This window comes from Bacteroides sp. AM16-13 (assembly GCF_003602705.1).
GTDB lineage: Bacteria > Bacteroidota > Bacteroidia > Bacteroidales > Bacteroidaceae > Bacteroides > Bacteroides xylanisolvens.
Genome location: NZ_QTLK01000023.1, coordinates 87196 through 109872 on the forward strand (window position 1 = coordinate 87196; position 22677 = coordinate 109872).

15 protein-coding genes and 1 pseudogene are annotated in these 22677 nt (G+C 41.2%); 10 read left to right on the plus strand and 6 right to left on the minus strand.

Annotation, left to right across the window (positions count from 1 at the left end):
* The first annotated feature begins 112 nt into the window (after window positions 1–112).
* From DW173_RS17865 to DW173_RS17890, 6 genes and pseudogenes are all read left to right on the plus strand, one after another.
* The gene (locus DW173_RS17865; RefSeq protein WP_074910676.1) at window positions 113–2404 is read left to right on the plus strand and encodes an NADP-dependent malic enzyme; all 2292 of its coding nucleotides are present in this window, start codon (window positions 113–115) and stop codon (window positions 2402–2404) included.
* Entirely contained in the window at window positions 2401–2577 is a 177-nt protein-coding gene (locus DW173_RS17870; RefSeq protein ID WP_004317275.1) for a hypothetical protein, read from the plus strand. The genes DW173_RS17865 and DW173_RS17870 overlap by 4 nt, the downstream gene beginning before the upstream one ends.
* 247 nt (window positions 2578–2824) lie before the next feature.
* Entirely contained in the window at window positions 2825–4159 is a 1335-nt protein-coding gene (locus DW173_RS17875) for an NADP-specific glutamate dehydrogenase (protein ID WP_004317274.1), read from the plus strand.
* A 97-nt stretch (window positions 4160–4256) separates the two neighbouring features.
* A pseudogene (locus DW173_RS17880) lies at window positions 4257–4449 on the plus strand (catalase-related domain-containing protein); the annotation flags it as partial.
* A 213-nt stretch (window positions 4450–4662) separates the two neighbouring features.
* The gene (locus tag DW173_RS17885; protein ID WP_074910677.1) at window positions 4663–5802 is read left to right on the plus strand and encodes a PCMD domain-containing protein; all 1140 of its coding nucleotides are present in this window, start codon (window positions 4663–4665) and stop codon (window positions 5800–5802) included.
* Window positions 5803–5829: 27 nt separating this feature from the next.
* Complete coding sequence (locus tag DW173_RS17890) at window positions 5830–6624, plus strand: porin family protein (RefSeq protein ID WP_074910679.1); 795 nt, start codon at window positions 5830–5832, stop codon at window positions 6622–6624.
* A gap of 195 nt (window positions 6625–6819) precedes the next feature.
* Here DW173_RS17890 and DW173_RS17895 read toward each other — a convergent pair whose 3' ends face one another.
* The 6 genes from DW173_RS17895 to DW173_RS17925 form a co-directional block, all read right to left on the minus strand.
* On the minus strand, window positions 6820–7014 hold the full coding sequence (locus DW173_RS17895) for a hypothetical protein (protein ID WP_120144905.1): 195 nt from the start codon (window positions 7012–7014) through the stop codon (window positions 6820–6822).
* A 725-nt stretch (window positions 7015–7739) separates the two neighbouring features.
* On the minus strand, window positions 7740–9677 hold the full coding sequence (locus tag DW173_RS17900; RefSeq protein ID WP_158593289.1) for a PCMD domain-containing protein: 1938 nt from the start codon (window positions 9675–9677) through the stop codon (window positions 7740–7742).
* A 348-nt stretch (window positions 9678–10025) separates the two neighbouring features.
* Window positions 10026–10556, minus strand: coding sequence for a calycin-like domain-containing protein (locus tag DW173_RS17910; protein ID WP_117684029.1), 531 nt, complete (start codon window positions 10554–10556; stop codon window positions 10026–10028).
* A gap of 278 nt (window positions 10557–10834) precedes the next feature.
* Window positions 10835–13810 (minus strand): PEP/pyruvate-binding domain-containing protein, encoded by a 2976-nt coding sequence (locus DW173_RS17915; protein ID WP_120144908.1) that lies wholly within the window; start codon window positions 13808–13810, stop codon window positions 10835–10837.
* A gap of 4 nt (window positions 13811–13814) precedes the next feature.
* Window positions 13815–14456, minus strand: coding sequence for an HNH endonuclease (locus DW173_RS17920; RefSeq protein ID WP_008024719.1), 642 nt, complete (start codon window positions 14454–14456; stop codon window positions 13815–13817).
* Between the two features lie 5 nt (window positions 14457–14461).
* Window positions 14462–15697, minus strand: a complete 1236-nt coding sequence (locus DW173_RS17925; protein ID WP_117809253.1) for an AAA family ATPase — start codon at window positions 15695–15697, stop codon at window positions 14462–14464.
* Between the two features lie 146 nt (window positions 15698–15843).
* Here DW173_RS17925 and DW173_RS17930 point away from each other — a divergent pair, with 146 nt between their 5' ends.
* The 4 genes from DW173_RS17930 (at window position 15844) to DW173_RS17945 (ending at window position 22535) form a co-directional block, all read left to right on the plus strand.
* Window positions 15844–17955 (plus strand): prolyl oligopeptidase family serine peptidase, encoded by a 2112-nt coding sequence (locus DW173_RS17930; RefSeq protein ID WP_055236488.1) that lies wholly within the window; start codon window positions 15844–15846, stop codon window positions 17953–17955.
* A 216-nt stretch (window positions 17956–18171) separates the two neighbouring features.
* Window positions 18172–19509, plus strand: a complete 1338-nt coding sequence (gene gdhA, locus DW173_RS17935; RefSeq protein WP_008024724.1) for an NADP-specific glutamate dehydrogenase — start codon at window positions 18172–18174, stop codon at window positions 19507–19509.
* Between the two features lie 232 nt (window positions 19510–19741).
* Entirely contained in the window at window positions 19742–20905 is a 1164-nt protein-coding gene (locus DW173_RS17940) for a M24 family metallopeptidase (protein WP_004317266.1), read from the plus strand.
* An 82-nt stretch (window positions 20906–20987) separates the two neighbouring features.
* On the plus strand, window positions 20988–22535 hold the full coding sequence (locus DW173_RS17945; RefSeq protein WP_120144909.1) for an arylsulfatase: 1548 nt from the start codon (window positions 20988–20990) through the stop codon (window positions 22533–22535).
* Window positions 22536–22677 lie beyond the last annotated feature (142 nt).

The window sequence follows — 22677 nt, forward strand, 5'->3', positions numbered from 1 at the left end:
AGCCATTTTGCTATAAAATTAATAGAAATTACCAATCAACAGCAACAATTTCTAACTTTTATTCCTACATTTGCAGCCAATTGATAACTTATTAACAAATTACATATATACCATGGCTAAAATAACGAAAGAAGCCGCTTTGCTCTATCACTCACAGGGCAAACCCGGCAAGATTGAGGTAGTGCCTACCAAACCTTATAGTACTCAAACCGACTTATCACTCGCATATTCCCCCGGTGTAGCAGAACCTTGTCTCGAAATTGAGAAGAACCCGCAGGATGCATACAAGTATACAGCTAAAGGAAATCTTGTAGCTGTTATTTCTAACGGTACAGCCGTACTCGGACTGGGCGATATAGGCGCATTAAGCGGCAAACCTGTAATGGAAGGTAAAGGGCTGCTTTTCAAAATCTATGCCGGTATCGACGTTTTCGACATCGAAGTAGACGAGAAAGATCCGGAGAAGTTCATTGCGGCAGTGAAAGCAATCGCTCCTACCTTTGGAGGTATCAACCTAGAAGACATCAAGGCGCCCGAATGTTTTGAAATCGAACGTCGCCTGAAAGAAGAATTAGACATTCCTGTAATGCACGACGACCAGCACGGTACTGCTATTATCTCCAGCGCCGGTTTGGTAAATGCCTTGCAGGTGGCAGGAAAGAAAATCGAGGATGTGAAAATCGTCGTGAACGGTGCCGGTGCATCCGCAGTATCTTGTACTAAATTATATGTATCTTTGGGCGCTCGCCTCGAAAATATTGTCATGCTGGATAGTAAAGGCGTTATCAGCAAGACACGTACCGATCTGAACGAACAGAAAAGATATTTTGCAACTGACCGCACAGATATCCACACACTGGAAGAAGCAATCAAGGGCGCGGATGTATTCCTCGGCCTGTCAAAAGGAAATGTGTTGAGTCAAGATATGGTACGCAGCATGGCTCCGATGCCCATCGTATTCGCATTGGCCAACCCGACACCGGAAATCTCTTACGAAGATGCCATGGCAGCACGTCCTGACGTACTGATGGCTACCGGACGTTCCGACTATCCGAACCAGATTAATAATGTAATCGGTTTCCCATATATCTTCCGTGGTGCTTTGGACACTCAAGCTAAAGCAATCAACGAAGAAATGAAAATTGCGGCCGTACACGCCATTGCCAACCTGGCAAAACAGCCGGTGCCTGATGTAGTCAACGCAGCCTACCACGTAAACAACCTTTCTTTCGGTGCGGAATACTTTATCCCGAAACCGGTAGATCCACGCCTCATCACCGAAGTTTCCTGCGCAGTGGCAAAAGCTGCTATGGAAAGCGGAGTGGCTCGCACAGAAATCAAAGACTGGGACGCTTACTGTGTTCACCTGCGCGAATTGATGGGCTACGAATCCAAACTGACCCGCCAACTGTATGATACTGCCCGCCGCTCACCGCAACGTGTCGTATTTGCCGAAGGTATCCACCCGAATATGCTGAAAGCTGCCGTTGAAGCAAAAGCCGAAGGTATCTGTCATCCTATCTTATTAGGAAACGACGAAGCTATCGGAAAACTGGCAGAAGAAATGGAGCTTAGTCTGGAAGGTATTGAAATCGTCAATCTTCGTCACCCGGACGAATCAGACCGTCGCGAGCGTTACTCCCGCATCCTTGCAGAAAAACGTGCACGCGAAGGATTTACCTACGAAGAAGCCAACGACAAGATGTTCGAACGCAACTACTTCGGTATGATGATGGTGGAAACAGGAGATGCAGACGCATTCATCACCGGACTTTATACAAGATATAGCAATACGATCAAAGTGGCAAAAGAAGTGATCGGCATCCAACCGGGCTTCAAACACTTCGGTACCATGCATATCCTGAACTCCAAGAAAGGTACTTACTTCCTGGCAGACACATTGATTAACCGCCACCCCGATACGGAAACATTGATTGATATCGCCAAACTGTCCGATAAAACAGTTCGTTTCTTCAATCACACACCGGTTATCTCTATGTTGTCATACTCTAACTTCGGCGCTGATACCGCAGGTAGCCCAGTGAAAGTGCACGAAGCAGTTGCTCACATGCAGGACGAATATCCGGAATTGGCTATCGACGGCGAAATGCAGGTAAATTTTGCCATGAACCGCGAATTGCGTGATACCAAATATCCGTTTACCCGCTTGAAAGGTAAAGATGTAAATACATTGATTTTCCCGAATCTAAGTTCAGCAAACGCCGGTTACAAACTGTTGCAGGCAATGGACCCGGATACAGAATTCATCGGCCCTATCCAGATGGGATTGAACAAACCTATCCACTTCACCGATTTCGAAAGTTCTGTCCGTGACATTGTGAATATCACAGCCGTAGCCGTGATCGACGCCATTGTTGACAAAAAGAAAAGAGGAGTGAAATGAAACGCCCGTTATCCAAATCACAAATAGTTTGCATCAGCCTGCTTTGGTTGGCGCTTTGCTATTTAGTTCTAACAAAAGCCGAACGAATTGACGGGATGACGATAGTAATGCTTGTCATTTCGGCAGCATTAGTATTTATTCCTGTTTATAAGTCGATCAAAAAGAACAAATAAATATCTTTTTTCCTATTTTTAATGCGATAAAATATCAAATTTGATGTTTTATCGCATTTTTCTTTATAAAATGTTTGCCAGTTCAATTTTTATCTTTACTTTTGCAACCGGAAATAAAAATCCGATGTACCCATATACAAGTGTGCAAATTGCTATACGGCAGAAAAGCACATAGTCGAGCGGCACATGAGCAAATTGTCAAATTAGCACATTATTTTTATATCAACCAATTAAAGAAAAAAAGATTATGAATGCAGCAAAGGTATTAGACGATCTGAAAAGAAGATTTCCCAATGAACCGGAGTATCATCAAGCAGTAGAAGAAGTACTTTCTACTATTGAAGAAGAATACAACAAACACCCGGAGTTTGATAAAGTAAACTTGATCGAACGTTTGTGTATTCCTGATAGAGTATATCAGTTCCGCGTGACTTGGATGGATGATAAAGGTAATATTCAGACCAACATGGGTTACCGTGTTCAGCACAACAACGCGATCGGTCCTTACAAAGGCGGTATCCGTTTCCATGCATCTGTAAACCTTTCTATCTTGAAGTTCCTTGCCTTTGAACAAACATTCAAAAACTCACTGACTACGCTGCCGATGGGTGGTGGTAAAGGTGGTTCCGACTTCTCTCCTCGTGGAAAGTCAAATGCTGAAGTAATGCGCTTCGTACAAGCATTCATGCTGGAACTGTGGCGTCACATCGGTCCTGAAACTGACGTTCCTGCTGGTGACATCGGTGTTGGTGGCCGTGAAGTAGGTTTCATGTTCGGTATGTACAAAAAACTGGCTCATGAATTTACCGGAACATTTACAGGTAAAGGCCGCGAATTCGGTGGTTCACTGATTCGTCCGGAAGCTACCGGTTATGGTAACATCTACTTCCTGATGGAAATGCTGAAAACAAAAGGCACTGACCTGAAAGGTAAAGTTTGTCTGGTTTCCGGTTCTGGTAACGTTGCTCAATATACAATCGAAAAAGTAATCGAACTGGGTGGTAAGGTAGTTACTTGCTCTGACTCTGACGGTTATATCTACGATCCGGATGGTATCGACCGCGAAAAACTGGACTACATCATGGAACTGAAGAATCTGTACCGTGGCCGTATCCGTGAATACGCAGAAAAATATGGTTGCAAATATGTAGAAGGAGCTAAACCTTGGGGTGAAAAATGTGATATCGCTCTTCCTTCTGCTACTCAAAATGAATTGAATGGCGACCACGCTCGTCAACTGGTAGCAAACGGCTGTATCGCCGTATCTGAAGGAGCTAACATGCCTTCTACTCCGGAAGCTATCAAAGTGTTCCAGGATGCTAAGATCCTTTACGCTCCGGGTAAAGCTGCTAATGCCGGTGGTGTGTCAGTATCAGGTCTTGAAATGACTCAAAACTCTATCAAATTGAGCTGGAGCGCTGAAGAAGTAGACGAAAAGCTGAAGAGCATCATGAAGAATATCCACGAAGCTTGCGTTCAGTACGGTACAGAAGCCGACGGATACGTAAACTATGTGAAGGGTGCTAACGTAGCCGGATTCATGAAGGTTGCTAAAGCAATGATGGCACAAGGTATCGTATAATCAGCGAAAGATATATAAGCTATAGTTTATTTAAAGGCTCCCGCCTTCCGAAAGGAAGTGCGGGAGTTTTTTTATGCGATAAAAAGATGTACGACACCCGGGTGACCTATTCCGACTGATGCTGGCTGAAAAACAACAATTATTGTTTGAGAATACAGCCCGTGCCATGGGAGACGCTGAACTATTTATCAAACAACGTCATACACGCAACTGCTACAAAGCCGATTCTATACAGAACGGGAGTTGCTAAAGCATTGGGGATTGATTTACAAGAGACTTTGAAAAAGTAATCTGTTATCACTTTCCTTTACTGGTACTCCTTCTTCCTGAATTTTCATACCCCAAAGAGTATAATATGAACTATAAATCATTATCAAGGTACTCACTTTTGTATAATATTACTGCCATCCTTCATTTTTCTTTTAACACTTTACTGAAATACTCATTCGACTCTTTTAACTATCTTTGTCCCCATATTACTCATTAATATTTATAACAGACTGATGAAACTAAGAAATTTATTCGCCGGAATGATATTATGTCTGGCAGTTGCTTCCTGCATTCAAGATGAAGCTCAAAATGTTGAAGCAGCTATAGACGGATGCAGCGGGAACCACATCCAACAGTATTTGATTGATCGAAATGACTTCACCGTTCAGTTGTATGTATCAAAAGCTGCTGACCCATCCAAAATAAACATCAACTTCGACCTCCCTACTGGAGCTTCTATAAAACCGGTACGACAGTTAACCGGAGACGAAACTAACGTCTACAACTTTAATGATGAAAACCCTAGAGAATTTAAAGTTACATCAGAAGATGATGCTTTTTCTGCAACCTATACAATCAAACTTTGGCAAACAGAAATGCCTTTGGTATACGATTTTGAGACTCTAAGTTCTGATGCTCCCTATCACAAATTTTATGAAGATAAATCTTCTGAAAATGTTATCCGTCGATTAGAGCTAGCTAGTGGAAACCCAGGATTTGAATTAACAAAAATGGCAAAAACACCTGAAGACTACCCCACAGTACAAGTAAATGGAGGAGTTGATGGTGGCAAATGTGTAAAACTGACAACGAAAGACACAGGTAGCTTCGGAAGTATGGTAAAAATGTATATTGCTGCAGGCAACTTATTCGTTGGTTCATTTGAAGTGGGACAGGCCTTAAGCAATGCAATGAAAGCCACTCACTTTGGCTTTCCATTCTTCTACTATCCGCTGAAGTTGGAAGGATGGTATAAATATAAAGCAGGTGCCAACTTCTCATCAAAAGGAGAAATCATAGAAGGGAGAAAAGATAAATGTGATATTTATGGAGTATTGTATGAAACAGATGATAATGTACAGTTTCTTGATGGCTCTACTTCACTCACTTCACCCAATATTGTAGCCTTGGCACGAAATCTTGATGCACTTCCTGAAACAGATAATTGGAAACAATTCAGTTTTAAATTCGAACCAAAGAATGGCAAATCTATTGACTCTGACAAGCTAGAGAAAGGCATCTACAAACTTGCCATCGTATTCTCTTCCAGTGTAGACGGTGGTAAATTTGAGGGAGCTGTTGGCAGTACACTTTATATAGACAAAGTGGTAATTGAACATACTTCTAACCCTAATGAATATCCAGCAAATTAATAATAAACCCAATCAATTAATAAGATAATGAAGAAAACAATATATAATAAAGTAGTAGGGATCGTATTCCTCGCAATACTTTTTTCACATGTGGTATATGCCCAAAACGAACGTAACAAAGCTCTTATCTACTCATATTTACATGGATGGGAGTATAGTATCAAAGCCGGATTGAGCATTGGAGGTACTTCTCCTTTACCCCTACCTAAAGAGATACGCAGTATTGATAGCTATGCTCCAAACATAGCTATCGCTATTGAAGGAAATGCTACAAAGTGGTTCGGTAATGACAAGAAATGGGGAATGACTGCGGGTATACGTCTCGAAAACAAAACTATGACAACCGAAGCTACCGTAAAAAATTATGGTATGAAGATCATCAACACTAATGGTGGCGAGCTACAAGGTCTTTGGACTGGTGGCGTAAAAACAAAAGTGAAAAATTCATATCTCACCATCCCTTTATTAGCTAATTATAAGATAAGCGATCGTTGGAAAATATCACTTGGTCCTTATTTTTCTTACATGACTGAAGGAAACTTCTCCGGACATGTATATGAAGGACATTTACGCACACCTGATGAAACAGGTCAGCGTGTTGACTTCAGTGGTGAAAGTATTGCAACTTATGATTTCTCCGACAACTTACGTAAATTTCAATGGGGAGCTCAATTAGGCGGTGAGTGGAAAGCTTTCAAACACCTTAATGTCTATGCGGATCTGACATGGGGACTAAACGATATCTTTAAAAAAGACTTTGATACCATCACGTTTGCAATGTACCCCATCTATTTGAATATCGGATTTGGATATGCGTTCTAAAAAGAGACTTCCGTAAATGTCACGCTTGAAAGTAGAGAAATTCAATAAATTCTAAATCAAAAAGGGCGTATCTCTTTATTGGGAGATACTCCTTTTTTTAATTTATATAAAAAACAACTCAATAAAAAACGATCCATTCATCGTCTGTTTTATATTTGTGTAATTATAATCCACCAATAATACCAAATCATTTCTTTACAGCTTATCGATTTTCGAATCGGAAAGCCCCGTCACCTCACGGATAACATCAAAGGACATGCCTATTCGTTTCAGCTGACCGACTATAATACGACGTTCTTCCGCTTTACCCTTCTCCACTGCCGTCCCTTCGGCTCTCCCTTTCTGCTCAGCAAACTCTGTTGCCATCTGCCGGATTCTACCACTATACATTTAAACCAAGTTTCATCGCTTTCACCTTTCTTTGTAACAGTTTGTTTATGAAGTTGTTATGAGTGAAAGAAAAGTTGAAAAACGGCTCAAAATCTGCTTTCACCGCTTTCCCCCTGTCGATTTGGTAGACATATATAGCCAGCACGGTGGACATATATACCTACCATGGTAGATATATATACCCACCATTTCAGGTATTAACAACTTATCGGATAAGAATTAATACCTGTCGGCTCAAGTATTAATAGTTGTCGGCTTGAATATTAATACTTGTCATAACAAGTCCGGCAAATCAGCGTATTTCATTTACATTACTTGTAACTGCCATTTCATTATAGTAAAGCACCGCTTTATATTTGAGAAATTGTTTTAATTTCTGTCGTACCTACCCCAAATAAAAATTCCCCATTTAGCATTACAGTAGTTTCTACACCTGAAGGACGAGACAGTGAAAGCGATGAAAGCAAATTTTGAGCCGTTTTTCAGCTTTGCTTTCACCCGTAACAAACTCATAAACAATTTTTTCCAAAGAAAGATGAAAGCAGTTCAACTTTAATAAGGGCAAAATGTATGAAATGCAACATTCTCCCTCATGATTTATCGGATAAACTTAAAATAACGTGAAAGCAATGAGAATGGATATTGAACAAATTACCCCCACTACATTTTTTGTAGTGGGGGTAATAATCGTATATGGAATATTTGTTTATATCTGCCTATACATTTTAGAAAGACACCTTTAAATCATCAACATACAATACGCTGCCCGGTGCACCAGAGAATTTATCTCCATCTTTACTTGAAGAGCACACTATAGCTAGTTTATACTTCTTAGAAGCATCCCAAGATTTACCTTCTTTCCATTCAAAAGATACATTGAAATCAACATAGCTTTCATGACTTCCCGCATCCTTCACAGAAGCAATAGCTGCAATTTTATCGGAAGTCAGCAGATTAGTACCATCCAGATAATCGTATGCATAAGCATCTACTTCAAATAATACAGCATTGATAGCCGGAGCATCTGTCTTAGACGCATCTTCTTTAACTTCGTTTGCCTTTACAGGATCCGCACACAAATAATATGTTGTTCCAGCTTGATATTTATACTTTCCAGAAAAAGCTTTCGGTTCTTTCCGACAAGATTCTCCAAAACGAGTACTTTTCAATGTATTTGATATATTTACTACAAATGAACCATTAAATACGGATCCAGAAGTCACCTTAGGAATAGCAGGAATAAAACCACCAAAACCAGGCTGACCTTTTGTATCTACAGTTTCCAAACGAGCTGCGCCATCGCTTTCCGTTACCAAATAAGGAGCATCCTTAGCATATAATTTGTCATACATCATTTTAATCCACCTCAACCCTTCATTGGAGGTAGCCCAACCAGCTGGTTCATAAAATTCTTGAAATTTATCTTCTTCAGAGGTCGTTTCGTTTCTCAATTCCCACTCATTCATATCGTGTGCAAAAGTTGTTTCAATCCACTCTTGTACAGAAATCTTATAGGTATGTTTCGAACCTTTCTGAGAATAAATCTCGAAAGTTTGTGTTTGAGTAAAATCTACTGCGGTACCTGCTACGAAGTCTTCTCCTCCTAACTTGATAGTTGCTCCTTCGGAAATTTGGAAAGTGGGAATAAACGAACGATTTGTGCAGCCTGAAGTCACAAAAAAGGTGGCATTGTTTCCTGAAAATTCCGGTTGTACAAAAACACCTTCACCTGCCACTGTCATACTTTCAATATCATTTCCCGTCAGTCTTACACCTCCTACAAATACATATTGAGCATTGTAAGTATCATCTTTCAGTTCAATATTCAATGTCAGAACACCATCTTTGATTACTCCAGACATTTTCATATCAACATCACCTTTTTTTGAATCTTCAATTGTTTTAGAAACTTCAAGCAAAACAAGATTACCCTCTGCATCCTTATCTATATGCATTTCTTCAACTGTAATATCTCTCGTTGGACTTTTTTCACCTGGGAAAGAAAGATAAAATTTGGGAATACTTACCTTATTATATCCCACATAATTGAATTCAACACCATCTGTAGGATATGTCAATTTAAAATTTTCAGGAAGATTGCCAATTGCAGTCAAATCTATACGAGCATACCATGCACCTACAGATTTTGCATAATCACTATCATCAACCTCTGTACTAATGCGGTCACCAGCAAACGTTACATCTATATCCATAGAATTCCATACTACTTGGATACTCAAATTAGCTTTACCAGAAGCCACATTACCTGAAACAGTCACAGGCAGTTCGCCCAAATCGGGATGTGAAATTATCACTTTCTTTTCTTCCAACTGAACATTGCTGACATCACCTGACAACACAATGCCCGATACATCAATATCACCTACTGTTACAGGATTGCCTGCCACTTCGATACTAAAGTCTCTTAAAACCAATTGTACATTCTCCTGTCCATCAGCTTTCACAAATATCTTTCGTTTCTGTGTATTATCCAATTGAAGTGCGGGAAGAACTACACGCAAATCACCTTCATAAGTCCCTACCACTGAACTTTGAAGTGCCATCGCGAGGTCTCCCCCACCATTATCGTCATCGTCACTACATCCCGTAAACAGACTAACTGAACAAATAAGCATAAACAAATACAACAAACTTTTCTTCATAATCTTCATTTTAGTTAATAATCTTCTTTTCGATAAAAAATTGACCGCAAAGTAACAATTTTATTTCTACCTTCACAAGGTCAATTCTACGTATTTTATATTCTATTTTTAAGATTTGGAAGCCACATTCCCTATTTTTTACCCCAAATGAGATATATTTTAAATTTCTCATATAAATAGTCATCCTATGGCTTACCACCCCAAAAAACAAAGCGCAACGAACGCTATTTTCAGCTAATTCGTCACGCTTTTCCCACATTTATGTGTGCGTAATATGTCTATTTTATAATACCAATGCAAGCACTATCTACCAATGATTCATTTTTGCCAATGAAACAATCGAAACTTTTACTGTTTCGTTCCGGTATATTGAACATCAACATCCATAAGTTCGGTATCATTTGAACTAACACCAACAACAATCGGCAAGTTCAAACTCTTGCCATTGACCGTTGCATCTTTGATATTAACCTTACAGTCAACAGGTAAATTCATTCCTGGAGCCAACGGCACTTCTATCCCTTTCAATTCCGTAGCACCATTAAAAGTGTATTTTCCATCTTTCTGTGTCAAAAGACATCTTTCCACTTTCAAATCACCCAAACTCACCGGTATCACTGCATCTTCTCCAAGATTTACATTTAACTTGAAATTCTTGATAACTACATCTACCGCATTATCACCATTTTTGACCAAAGCCAACGATTTGGATTCATTACCCACTTGCTGTCCTTCTAAACTAACGACTAAAGTACCATCATACGTGCCGGCCACCATTCCGGAAGCAGTAGTATCATCATCGTCGTCGTCACCACAAGACGTAAACAAACTCATTGAGCTGATCAGCATCGCAAATAAAAAAAACGAAATTCTTTTCATAACCTTCTTTTTAAAATTAATATTTCTACCCAAATAAAGGAAAAAGTTCCTTTCTCTCTTTTCAAAAGACATCGCAAATTAACAAATATTACAGACGTAATGCAAGGCTTATTTCTCTTATTTCTGTTCTTTTTTTAAGATTCTCCATTTAAAAAGAGACAAAAAGCAGCAAGTAAGAATTAGTCGCCTCCAATCCATTCATGTTTTTTCAAGACTCCCATAAACAAATCTGTCAAAAATACATTCATTTTTTGCCAGACAATCCATAATAAATAGTTTTACCTACCGGCGTCCGGCATCAAAACCACACCCAGCTTTTTCTTTCCATCCATCTTGACCATCATCGGCTTTTCAAAGCGAACATGACGAAGATATTTCGTTTCCTCCACTACCGGTTGCGCATTGAGGAAATCCTGATTATAAACCCCATCATTCATAAAGGCGTTGATAGTGAAATATCCTACCCCAAAAGAAGTCAGATTCTGAAAGAAATGTGTCCCTTGACTGGGATCTACCCGATAATTGGTCAGTCCGGCTTCCACAATCACACGGGCAGCCGAGATATGCGGCCACTTCACAGGGATGCCGAGCCAAGTATCGCTGCTTCCCCAACGCCCCGGACCGACAAGCACATAATTCTTTCCTTCATTCAAGAATTGTTGGTTGATCTTTTCTATCTCCCAAGCAATTGCCTGATTGTTGGAGGCACTATAATTATCGGTCTTCACATAAACCACATCATAAATTTCATTCATAATGCCATGTCCCAACGAATTATATGAGCGGAGAATCACATCTTCATCCGGTATCTCGTTCAAATCCTCGTCCAGCATTTCTTTACTGTCTACGATAGGACGTATTTGTAACAGATAGAAAGTTCCGGATTTATCATGTTCACGACTCATCGTAGCCGCAAATTCAATTTCAACCGGACGGCGCATCTCCTGTTCACCATATTTCAAGACTAATTGCAGAATACGAGCCAACGGGAATACATCATGTTGCAGGATATTGGCAAAAGTAATCACCTTTCGACCTCCGGGATATAAACCATCCCGGATAATCTGGTCATACGGGTCATACGTAGAAGCGATATAACGCAAGGCACCATCATTTTCCGCCTCTTTAACATGGAGTTTCAATAAATTGAAACCATCGTCGATAGAAAAATCATGCCCGGCATTTTTCAAATCCAAAGCATAAAAACGGGTCTGGGTCTCTTTCAGGGCGATTTCCATTTCGCTGGTTTGCAACACCTGGTTAGGATGATAAGGAGAAAAACGAAGGGTCATACCACCGTCTACAATATATTTTCCCAATCCCAAAGCCAGATTAACCGTTCCTTCTTCTGCTTTTTCATCCCCCAACGGATAATAATTCAGCGAACGGGCCACACCGGACATAGACGGATAATAACGGTCGCCATATTGATTACCAACTACCTCCTGCAAGATAACAGCCATCTTTTCCTGATCGATTACATTCGAAGTGGCCTGCATATACGCTTTGCTGTCACGGAAATAAACCGAAGCATACACCCCTTTAATAGCATCCGAAAGCATACGCAACATCTCATACCGGTCATCCAGATAGGGAATCATATATGTACTATAAATTCCGGCGAACGGCTGATAATGAGAGTCTTCCAATAAAGAAGAGGAACGGATGGCAATCGGAGATTTCACCACATCAAAGAAAGTAAAGAAGTCCTCCACCAGCCTGTCCGGCAACTTGGCCTTCAGGAAGTATTTCAGAATCGTATCATCATCCGCATTCGACAATGCAATCTGATACAAATTATTGGTATCCATAAATTCATCAAACACATCCGTACAGAGCACTACCGTTTTAGGAATGGCGACACGCGCATTCTCAAACTCGTCAAACTCCGGATGACGCTTCACCATATTATCAATAAAAGCCAGTCCACGCCCTTTTCCACCCAAAGAACCATCTCCGATACGGGCAAAGTTAGAATAACGGTCGAACCGGTCGCGCTTAAAGACAGCCACAACTCCCTGATTCTTCATCTTACGATACTTCACAATGGCTTCAAAGATGATTTTCCGGTGAGCATCCACATCCTGAAGACTATTCCAGGTAATCGGTTTCAAGAACTCGGCTACCGGGAACATAGCACGAGAATAGAACCAACGCGACACGTGATTCCGGCTGATATGATATAAGAAAGACTCCGCAGGCACGGCAAAAAGAATGTTTTGCAATTCTTTCAGATTCCGGACACGGGCAATCTCTTCCCCGGTATCCGGGTTACGGAATATAAAATCGCCAAAACCAAAATTATCGGAAACGATACGACGCAAATCGACATCCATCTTTTTTGAATTCTTATCAATAAAGCTGGCACCGTACTTAGCGGCATAAGACGAATTTTCCGATTCGGACGACTGGATAATCAACGGAACAAACGGATCGTTCTTGCGTATCTCGGCACACAGCTTGATACCTGCCAGACCGTCTTTCTCCCCCCGCTCCACTTTCGGGAAACGGACATCGGTGATTACTCCTAATATATTATTCTGATACTTATGATAAATTTCCATCGCCTCCTGATACGTACGTGCCAGTACAATCTTAGGCCGCCCACGCATACGAAGTGTACGCTGGTGCGCATTCAAGGCTTCAGTAGAGAACTCCTGACTCTGCTTCAACACGAACTTATACAGATTCGGCAAAATAGAAGAATAGAAACGAATACCATCCTCCACCAAAAGAATCAACTGCACACCGACTTCCTGCACATCGTGTTCCAGATTCATCTTGTCCTCTATCAATTTGATAATAGACACCAACAGGTCGGTATTGCCCAACCAACAGAACACATATTCAAACGCACTCAAATCTTCATTGATAATCCGTTTGGTAATACCATGGCTGAAAGGAGTCAGGATCACGATAGGAATATGCTCATATTTCTCTTTGATATGGCGACCGATGTCGAAACTGTCATTATCCCCCGTGCTCGGCATACAAATCACCAGGTCGAACGACATATTTTCCAACTGCGCCAATGCCTCCTCCTCTGTGGATACCTGCGAGAAACGAGGTGGATAACGCAAAGATAAAGAGGTGTATTCATTGAAAATCTTCTCATCAATGCGCCCGTCATCTTCCAGCATAAAAGCGTCATAAGGGTTGGCGATTAACAACACGTTAAAAATTCGCCTTGTCATCAGGTTGGCGAACTGTGTATCTTTGAAGTAAAGCTGGTTTAATTTATATTTACTAAGCATAAAGTCATTCTCCTTTCTTATTCCAAATCGTCATATCTCCAAAATCATGTTTCAGCAAATCGTTACTATGAATAATTGCATATTTAAATCCCAAATATTCACTACGAATATCCAACTGTTCTTTTATAACCGGATAATAATATTCTTTCTTACCTGACATATATTCATCAACAACATAAGAAAAGAAATTCATTTTTTGAATAAATTCATCATAAAATCGTTGCTCACGACAATTCCTATAAGATAGTTTTCCATTAAATAATAAATTCAATAACTTTATCGTTGAAAGTACTTCAGAAGTTCTATTATCACTATCAAATATTGCTTTCTGATTAACAAAATCATTTGAATGTTCTATTATAGTTTCGATATCATATTGAGTCGGATCTAAGATATCATCATACTTATTCGACTTTTTATTGTTACAGTATCCACAAGCTACAAATAAGTTTTCCCATGTTTGTTTCAAGTCTCCATTATTGGCTTGCGATTTAAAATGCTCTACTTGATAATCAGTTGTCAAACGCCGTTCGCATAGATAACATTTATCATTCTGATCCATCAGTAATTGTTTGCAGACCTCGTCCGTATTATAACTCTTATCTAAAGTTTGTGGCTTATCTGCATTTTTACAAATTCTAATCATCTTAATTAATTCTTATTTTGCCACTCTCTTTTCAGATCATAATATTTAGCTTTAATAGCAGGAGCAACTGCTTCTGGAATCTTATCAAAATCCTGCAGATACATTTCCAACTCACTTTTATCCGAAATAGAAAGCCGATCGGAACGAATCAATTCTTCCATCCGTTGTAAACGCATTTGAATCTCACTGGAGTCTGTACGAACACCAAAGTAACCTTCTGCTAATGCTTCATAAGAATAATCCGTTAAATCTTCAATTGGTTCACGATGCTCCAAATCAAAAGCAACAGCATTCTCTAAAGAATTAAGAATAAAAGGGGAATGAGTAGTGACAACAAACTGTATATTAGGAAAAATAGTAGTCAATATCGGCAAAATCACTCGTTGTAGTTCCAAATGAAGATGCGTTTCTATTTCATCAATCAACACAATTCCTTCTTTCTCGTATGCACGGACCACATTATTCTGTGATTGCATTTTTAAAATTAAATCGGCTACAATGTCTAATGCAGCCGAATACCCTGCTGATAGTTCGGTGAATTTAAACGACTTTCCGCGTGTTTGAATGAGGAAAGAGTAATCTTTATAATTGAAATCAAGTTCTAAGGTTGTATCATCAAATATCTGACGAAGAATATTTCGGAAGCCGACAAACCATTGACGAATATAATCAGCATCCTCTGTTTTTCCTTCATTACGAGCTAAAGCCTCTTGCACTTTACAGTCAACCATAAAATTCAAGAACTGATCTACTTTATTATGTTTCAGATCAGTCTTCATCTTCAAATCCGGCTTAACAGGATTCTTAGGTTCTACAAAAAGAGACTTACGTTCATCAGCATAGTAGGCTATAATAAAGTCCTGACTTAAAAAATCCTTAGGTATAGAGTATATATCATGGAATGAAAGTTCTACTTTTCCATAAACTTCTTCAATCCAAGTTTTATATAATTCAATACTATCTTGGTTAGATATTATTTTCTGTGAATCACCTACAACTTTATATTGCTGTAACCGTGTTCGGCAAGACTCTAAATGTTTCTCATAATCTAAAAAGCTCAATGTCTTATCATTGCAAACCTTGCTTAAATGCTCCACAATTGCATTCAACAAAATAGTCTTACCACTTCCGTTCTTTCCCGTAATAATCAGATGTTTTTTTTCATTTTCAGAGATTGGTATACAAAAGTTCTCCAAATGAAAAATATGATTAACCTTGATACTCGTAATAAAATTACCCATAGTCCTTTATACTTGATGATTACTTTTGCAAAGTTAATTCTTTAAATCTCATTTTCCATCATCTTCTTTATAAAGTTTACTTGTTTATCTCTTATTATTTTGTAGATTTGTAACTTTAAGTTTATTCAAAAAGACTTTTTATTCACATGAAAAAAGCAACTTTATTAATGAGTGGAATCATGGTGATGTCATGCGCTCCCCAACAAAAAAAGCTGGTCTACCCCGAGACGGCAAAGGTAGACACTGTAGATGTGTACTTCGGCACACAAGTTCCCGACCCTTACAGATGGTTGGAAAATGACACCAGTGCAGCCACTACTGCCTGGGTAGAAGCACAAAACAAAGTAACGAATGAGTATCTTAGCCAGATCCCGTTCCGCGAAAACCTTCTGAAACGATTGACGACACTGGCCGATTACGAGAAAATCAGTGCCCCGATCAAGAAACATGGAAAGTATTATTTCAGTAAAAATGACGGTCTGCAGAACCAGAGTGTATTCTATGTGCAGGACTCATTGGACGGCGAACCGCGTGTTTTCCTCGATCCGAACAAACTATCGGACGACGGAACAGTAGCACTGACCGGTCTTTATTTCTCAAACGACGGCAAGTACACCGCTTACAGTATTTCACGCAGCGGTTCGGACTGGTCTGAAATTTATGTAATGGATACCGAAAGCGGAAAACTGCTGGAAGACCACATCGAATGGGCCAAGTTCACCGGTGCTGCCTGGCAGGGAGACGGTTTCTACTACAGTGCCTATGATGCACCATCCAAAGGAAAAGAGTTCTCCAACGTGAACGAGAATCACAAAATCTATTATCACAAAATCGGTGAGCCACAGTCAAAAGATAAACTGATTTATCAGAATCCTGCTTATCCGAAACGTTTCTATACATCGAGCACCAGTGAAGACGAACGGATTCTCTTCCTAACGGAATCCGGCGCCGGAAGAGGTAACAACCTGTTTATACGGGATTTGAAAAAGCCGAATTCACCCTTCATCCAGCTGACTACAGACCTCGACTACCAATATTACCCAATCGAAGTTATCGGCGACCAGATTTATATTTATACCAACTACGGTGCACCGAAAAACCGGATCATGGTAGCCGACATCAACCGTCCGAAGCTGGAAGACTGGAAAGAGCTCGTACCCGAATCGGAAGCTGTTCTTTCAAATGCGGAAGTGATCGGTGGCAAACTGTTCCTTACTTATGACAAAGATGCCTCGAACCACGCATACGTTTACGGTCTCGACGGCAAACAAATCCAGGAAATCCAACTGCCGTCACTCGGTTCCGTAGGCTTTAGCGGCAACAAAGACGACAAAGAATGTTTCTTCGGATTCACTTCATTCACCATACCGGGTGCTACCTACAAATACGACATGGATCAGAATACCTACGAACTATATCGTGCCCCGAAAGTACAATTCAACTCGGACGATTTTGTGACCGAACAAGTATTCTTCGCCAGCAAAGACGGCGTAAAAATTCCGATGTTCCTTACTTATAAGAAAGATTTGAAGAAAGACGGCAAAAACCCTGTATTCCTCTACGGATACGGTGGCTTCGGTATCAGCCTCAACCCGGGCTTCAGCGCCACACGCATTCCATTCCTCGAAAATGGGGGTATCTACGCACAAGTAAACCTGCGCGGTGGTAGTGAATACGGTGAAGACTGGCACGTAGCCGGAACTAAAATGCAGAAACAGAACGTATTCGACGACTTCATCTCTGCTGCCGAATATCTGATCGACCAGAAATATACGAATAAAGATAAAATCGCCATTGTAGGAGGTTCCAACGGTGGTCTGTTGGTAGGTGCCTGCATGACACAGCGTCCCGACCTGTTCCGTGTAGCGATCCCGCAAGTAGGTGTGATGGATATGCTCCGCTACCATAAATTCACTATCGGCTGGAACTGGGCAAGCGATTACGGCACAAGCGAAGACAGCAAAGAGATGTTTGAATACCTCAAAGGCTACTCTCCACTGCACAACCTGAAACCAGGCACGAAATATCCGGCAACACTGGTCACTACCGCTGACCATGACGACCGTGTAGTCCCTGCCCACTCATTCAAGTTTGCCGCTACCCTGCAAGCCGACAACGACGGTACGAATCCGACACTGATCCGTATTGACAGCAAAGCCGGACATGGCGCAGGCAAACCAATGGCTAAAGTACTGGAAGAACAAGCTGATATTTACGGATTCATCATGTATAATCTAGGAATGAAACCAAAATTCTAAAGCGGCACTTCCTATTTATAAACACATACAAGCCCCGTAACCTGTATTTTATATTACAGGCTGCGGGGCTTTGTGTTTTTCAGCAGAAGAAATTGACATTTTATCATTATTTAATCAAAATATCCGCATTAAAACAAGCAACTTTGAAAAATTTTCCTATATTTGCAGTGAGTTAGTTGACATTTTATCAGAATTAACCTTTTAAAATATAGTATCATGAACATCCAGAAAATCATGTCCTCTTTGGAGGCTAAGCATCCCGGTGAATCTGAATATCTTCAAGCAGTGAAGGAAGTTCTTCTTTCTATCGAAGATATATACAATCAACATCCTGAATTTGAAAAAGCTAAAATCATAGAAAGATTGGTAGAACCCGACCGTATCTTCACTTTCCGTGTGACGTGGGTGGACGACAAAGGCGAGGTGCAGACCAACCTCGGTTATCGTGTACAATTCAATAATGCGATCGGTCCTTATAAAGGCGGTATCCGTTTCCATGCTTCCGTCAATCTTTCCATTCTGAAATTCCTCGGTTTCGAACAGACATTCAAAAATGCACTGACCACGCTGCCTATGGGTGGTGGAAAAGGTGGTTCCGATTTCTCTCCGCGCGGTAAGAGTGATGCTGAAATTATGCGTTTCTGCCAAGCCTTTATGTTGGAGCTGTGGCGCCACCTCGGACCGGATATGGATGTACCAGCCGGTGATATCGGCGTAGGCGGACGTGAAGTAGGTTATATGTTCGGTATGTATAAGAAACTGACTCGCGAATTTACAGGCACATTCACCGGCAAGGGATTAGAATTCGGAGGCTCGTTGATTCGCCCGGAAGCTACCGGTTTCGGTGGTCTGTATTTTGTAAATCAGATGCTACAAGCGAAAGGCATTGATATAAAAGGTAAGACAGTCGCTATTTCCGGTTTCGGCAACGTTGCATGGGGAGCAGCTACCAAAGCTACCGAACTGGGTGCCAAAGTGATTACAATTTCCGGTCCGGACGGATATATCTACGATCCGGATGGTATCAGCGGCGAAAAGATAGACTATATGCTCGAACTTCGTTCGTCGGGTAATGACATTGTTGCACCTTATGCAGAACAGTATCCGAATGCTACCTTTGTAGAAGGCAAGCGCCCATGGGAAGTGAAAGCAGACATCGCGCTTCCTTGTGCTACCCAGAATGAATTAAATGGAGAAGATGCTCAAAATCTCATAAAAAATGACGTACTTTGCGTCGGAGAAATTTCCAACATGGGATGTACTCCCGAAGCAATCGACCTCTTTATTGAACATAAGATAATGTATGCTCCGGGTAAAGCGGTCAACGCAGGCGGTGTTGCCACTTCCGGTTTGGAAATGTCTCAAAACGCAATGCACCTAAGCTGGAGTGCTGCCGAAGTGGACGAAAAGCTCCATGCAATCATGCACGGCATCCATGCACAATGCGTGAAGTACGGTACGGAACCCGACGGATACATTAATTATGTGAAGGGTGCCAACATTGCCGGATTTATGAAAGTAGCTCACGCAATGATGGGACAAGGCGTTATTTAGAAGACTTTGTTTAGTTGTATTTGTATTTGTGGTTTGCGCTGCTCGCCTCCTGTGACAGGACGCGGGTAGCGCTATTTTTTTGAGATTAACATTATTTTCGCTGGAATTAATTATCTTTGTGGCATGATAGGTTAAATAATGGTTTGTGAATTTGTTATATCAGATAAATAACTCACAACTAATAATTTACCATTGATAGTTTTGTAATTAATAATCATGTAATAAATAAAAAATGCTACAACCCGAATTGAAATTTCGCCGTGACAAGATTCGCAGTCTGATGGTGTCACAGGGCATTGACGCCGCACTTATCACTTGTAATGCAAATTTAATTTACACGTATGGCTGTGTAGTCAGTGGCTATCTTTACCTCCCCCTTCATTCGCCTGCACTATTATTTTTCAAACGCCCTAATAATATCACAGGAGAACATTCGTTCTCGATTCGCAAACCGGAACAAATCGTTGACCTGTTGAAAGAACAAGGATTGCCGATGCCAACCAAACTGATGTTAGAAGGTGACGAACTCCCTTATACGGAATATTGCCGTCTGGCCAGCCTGTTTCCGGAAGCAGAAGTTGTAAATGGCACCCCGTTGATTCGTCAGGCACGCAGCGTAAAAACACCTGTAGAAATTGAGATGTTCCGCCGTTCGGGCATTGCCCACGCCAAGGCATACGAGCAGATTCCAAGCGTATATCGCCCCGGTATGACGGACATTGAGTTTTCCATTGAAATAGAACGCCTGATGCGTCTGCAAGGTTGCCTCGGAATTTTCCGGGTATTCGGACGCAGCATGGAAATATTCATGGGTAGCGTACTGACCGGAGACAATGCCGGATACCCCTCGCCTTATGATTTTGCTTTAGGTGGACAGGGACTTGATCCTGCTTTGCCGGGAGGAGCAAATAAAACCCCGCTAAAGGAAGGTCAGAGCGTTATGGTGGACTTGGGAGGTAACTTCAACGGCTACATGAACGATATGAGCCGCGTATTCTCAATAGGAAAGCTGCCCGAAGAGGCTTACACCGCCCATCAGGTTTGTTTGGATATCCAAACAAAGATAGCTTCCATCGCCAAACCGGGCATTGCTTGTGAAGTGCTTTACGACATAGCTGTCGAAATAGCCAAAGAAGCCGGATTTGCCGACAAATTTATGGGAACAGGGCAACAAGCCAAGTTTATCGGCCACGGTATCGGACTCGAAATTAATGAAGCTCCGGTATTGGCTCCCCGCATGAAACAACAATTAGAACCGGGCATGGTCTTTGCCCTCGAACCGAAAATCGTTATTCCGAGTGTAGGCCCCGTAGGTATTGAAAACTCTTGGGTAGTAACCAATGAAGGAATAGAAAAGCTGACGAACTGCAATGAAGAAATCATTGAATTAAGTTAAACAGATGATGAAAAAGATGTATCCGGCAAAGAACGGACACATCTTTTTCTACTAATAATAACACACTTAACCCCAAAAAACAATGAAACAACCTTTCATTCTAACCCTTATGTCCACTGTTGCCTGCGCTGCAACAGCCACTAACAAAGCACCGGAAAACACTACACCGCCCCAATCAAATACTCCACCCAATATTCTTTTCATTCTCTGCGATGACATGGGATATGGAGATTTAGGCTGTTACGGTCAACCATTTATCCGCACCCCTCATATAGACACGATGGCGAATGAAGGTATGCGTTTTACACAGGCATACGCCGGCAGTCCCGTCAGCGCGCCTTCCAGAGCTTCATTCATGACAGGGCAACATTCAGGCCACTGCGAGGTGCGAGGCAACAAAGAATACTGGAAAAATGTACCGATCGTGTTGTATGGGCAAAACCAAGAATATTCGATAGTAGGACAACACCCTTATGATTCCGACCATGTAATCTTACCGGAAATAATGAAAGACAATGGCTATACCACGGGTATGTTCGGCAAATGGGCGGGAGGATATGAAGGCTCGCGTTCTACTCCCGACAAACGGGGAATAGATGAATACTACGGTTACATCTGTCAATTTCAGGCTCATCTCTACTATCCCAATTTCCTGAACCGTTATAGTAAAGCGTTGGGCGACACCGGAGTGGTGCGGGTGGTGATGGATGAAAACATCAAATATCCGATGTATGGTCCCGACTACCAGAAACGTCCGCAATACTCGGCCGACATGATTCATCAGAAAGCATTGGAGTGGCTGGACCAACAAGACGACAAACAACCGTTTTTCGGCATATTGACTTACACCTTACCTCATGCGGAACTCGTTCAACCGGAAGATTCCATCCTGAATGAATACAAAGCCAAATTCAACCCGGACAAAGAGTTTAAAGGAAGCGAAGGCTCACGATACAATGCTATTACGCACACCCATGCTCAATTTGCAGGAATGATTACCCGGCTGGATTATTACGTGGGTGAAGTCCTGAAAAAGCTGAAAGAAAAAGGGCTGGACGAAAACACATTGGTTATTTTCTCCAGTGACAACGGCCCTCACGAAGAAGGTGGAGCCGATCCTACTTTCTTCGGCAGAGACGGAAAACTGCGTGGATTAAAGCGCCAGTGTCATGAAGGAGGAATACGTATTCCGTTTATCGCGCGTTGGCCGGGGCACATACCGGCAGGTAAAGTGAACAATCATATCTGTGCTTTTTATGATTTAATGCCTACATTCTGCGAAGTGATCGGCATCAAGGACTACGAAAAGAAATATCGCAATAAAGAAAAAGAAGTCGATTATTTCGATGGAATTTCTTTTGCACCCACACTGCTGGGTAAGAAAAAGCAAAAGAAACATGATTTCCTGTATTGGGAATTTGATGAAACAGACCAGATTGCCGTACGCATGGACGATTGGAAGATGGTGGTAAAAAAAGGAACACCGTTCCTCTACAACTTAAAAACGGACATTCACGAAGATACTGATATAGCACTCCAACATCTGGACGTTGTAGAAAAGATGAAAGCTATCATCTTCGAACAACATACGCCCAATCCATATTTCTCGGTGACGCTACCCAAACAGTAAACGTACGGATAAAGAAATAATGAGTAATCAGCAGTTAGAAAGCAAGGTTTCATTCATTTCAGTACAGTTCTTAATTAAATGGGAATTTAGCAGTTAAATGAGAATTTTGCAGTTAGGCTGAAAGCCTTACAATTATATATTT

Excerpts from the sequence above, each read along its gene's own strand:
- DW173_RS17895 (WP_120144905.1), bottom strand. The coding sequence starts at position 7,014 with ATGTATAGTGGTAGAATCCGGCAGATGGCAACAGAGTTTGCTGAGCAG.
- DW173_RS17925 (WP_117809253.1), bottom strand. The coding sequence starts at position 15,697 with ATGGGTAATTTTATTACGAGTATCAAGGTTAATCATATTTTTCATTTG.
- DW173_RS17920 (WP_008024719.1), bottom strand. The coding sequence starts at position 14,456 with ATGATTAGAATTTGTAAAAATGCAGATAAGCCACAAACTTTAGATAAG.
- DW173_RS17885 (WP_074910677.1), top strand. The coding sequence starts at position 4,663 with ATGAAACTAAGAAATTTATTCGCCGGAATGATATTATGTCTGGCAGTT.
- DW173_RS17900 (WP_158593289.1), bottom strand. The coding sequence starts at position 9,677 with ATGAAGAAAAGTTTGTTGTATTTGTTTATGCTTATTTGTTCAGTTAGT.
- DW173_RS17945 (WP_120144909.1), top strand. The coding sequence starts at position 20,988 with ATGAAACAACCTTTCATTCTAACCCTTATGTCCACTGTTGCCTGCGCT.
- DW173_RS17915 (WP_120144908.1), bottom strand. The coding sequence starts at position 13,810 with ATGCTTAGTAAATATAAATTAAACCAGCTTTACTTCAAAGATACACAG.
- DW173_RS17930 (WP_055236488.1), top strand. The coding sequence starts at position 15,844 with ATGAAAAAAGCAACTTTATTAATGAGTGGAATCATGGTGATGTCATGC.
- DW173_RS17870 (WP_004317275.1), top strand. The coding sequence starts at position 2,401 with ATGAAACGCCCGTTATCCAAATCACAAATAGTTTGCATCAGCCTGCTT.
- gdhA (WP_008024724.1), top strand. The coding sequence starts at position 18,172 with ATGAACATCCAGAAAATCATGTCCTCTTTGGAGGCTAAGCATCCCGGT.
- DW173_RS17910 (WP_117684029.1), bottom strand. The coding sequence starts at position 10,556 with ATGAAAAGAATTTCGTTTTTTTTATTTGCGATGCTGATCAGCTCAATG.
- DW173_RS17940 (WP_004317266.1), top strand. The coding sequence starts at position 19,742 with ATGCTACAACCCGAATTGAAATTTCGCCGTGACAAGATTCGCAGTCTG.
- DW173_RS17875 (WP_004317274.1), top strand. The coding sequence starts at position 2,825 with ATGAATGCAGCAAAGGTATTAGACGATCTGAAAAGAAGATTTCCCAAT.
- DW173_RS17890 (WP_074910679.1), top strand. The coding sequence starts at position 5,830 with ATGAAGAAAACAATATATAATAAAGTAGTAGGGATCGTATTCCTCGCA.
- DW173_RS17865 (WP_074910676.1), top strand. The coding sequence starts at position 113 with ATGGCTAAAATAACGAAAGAAGCCGCTTTGCTCTATCACTCACAGGGC.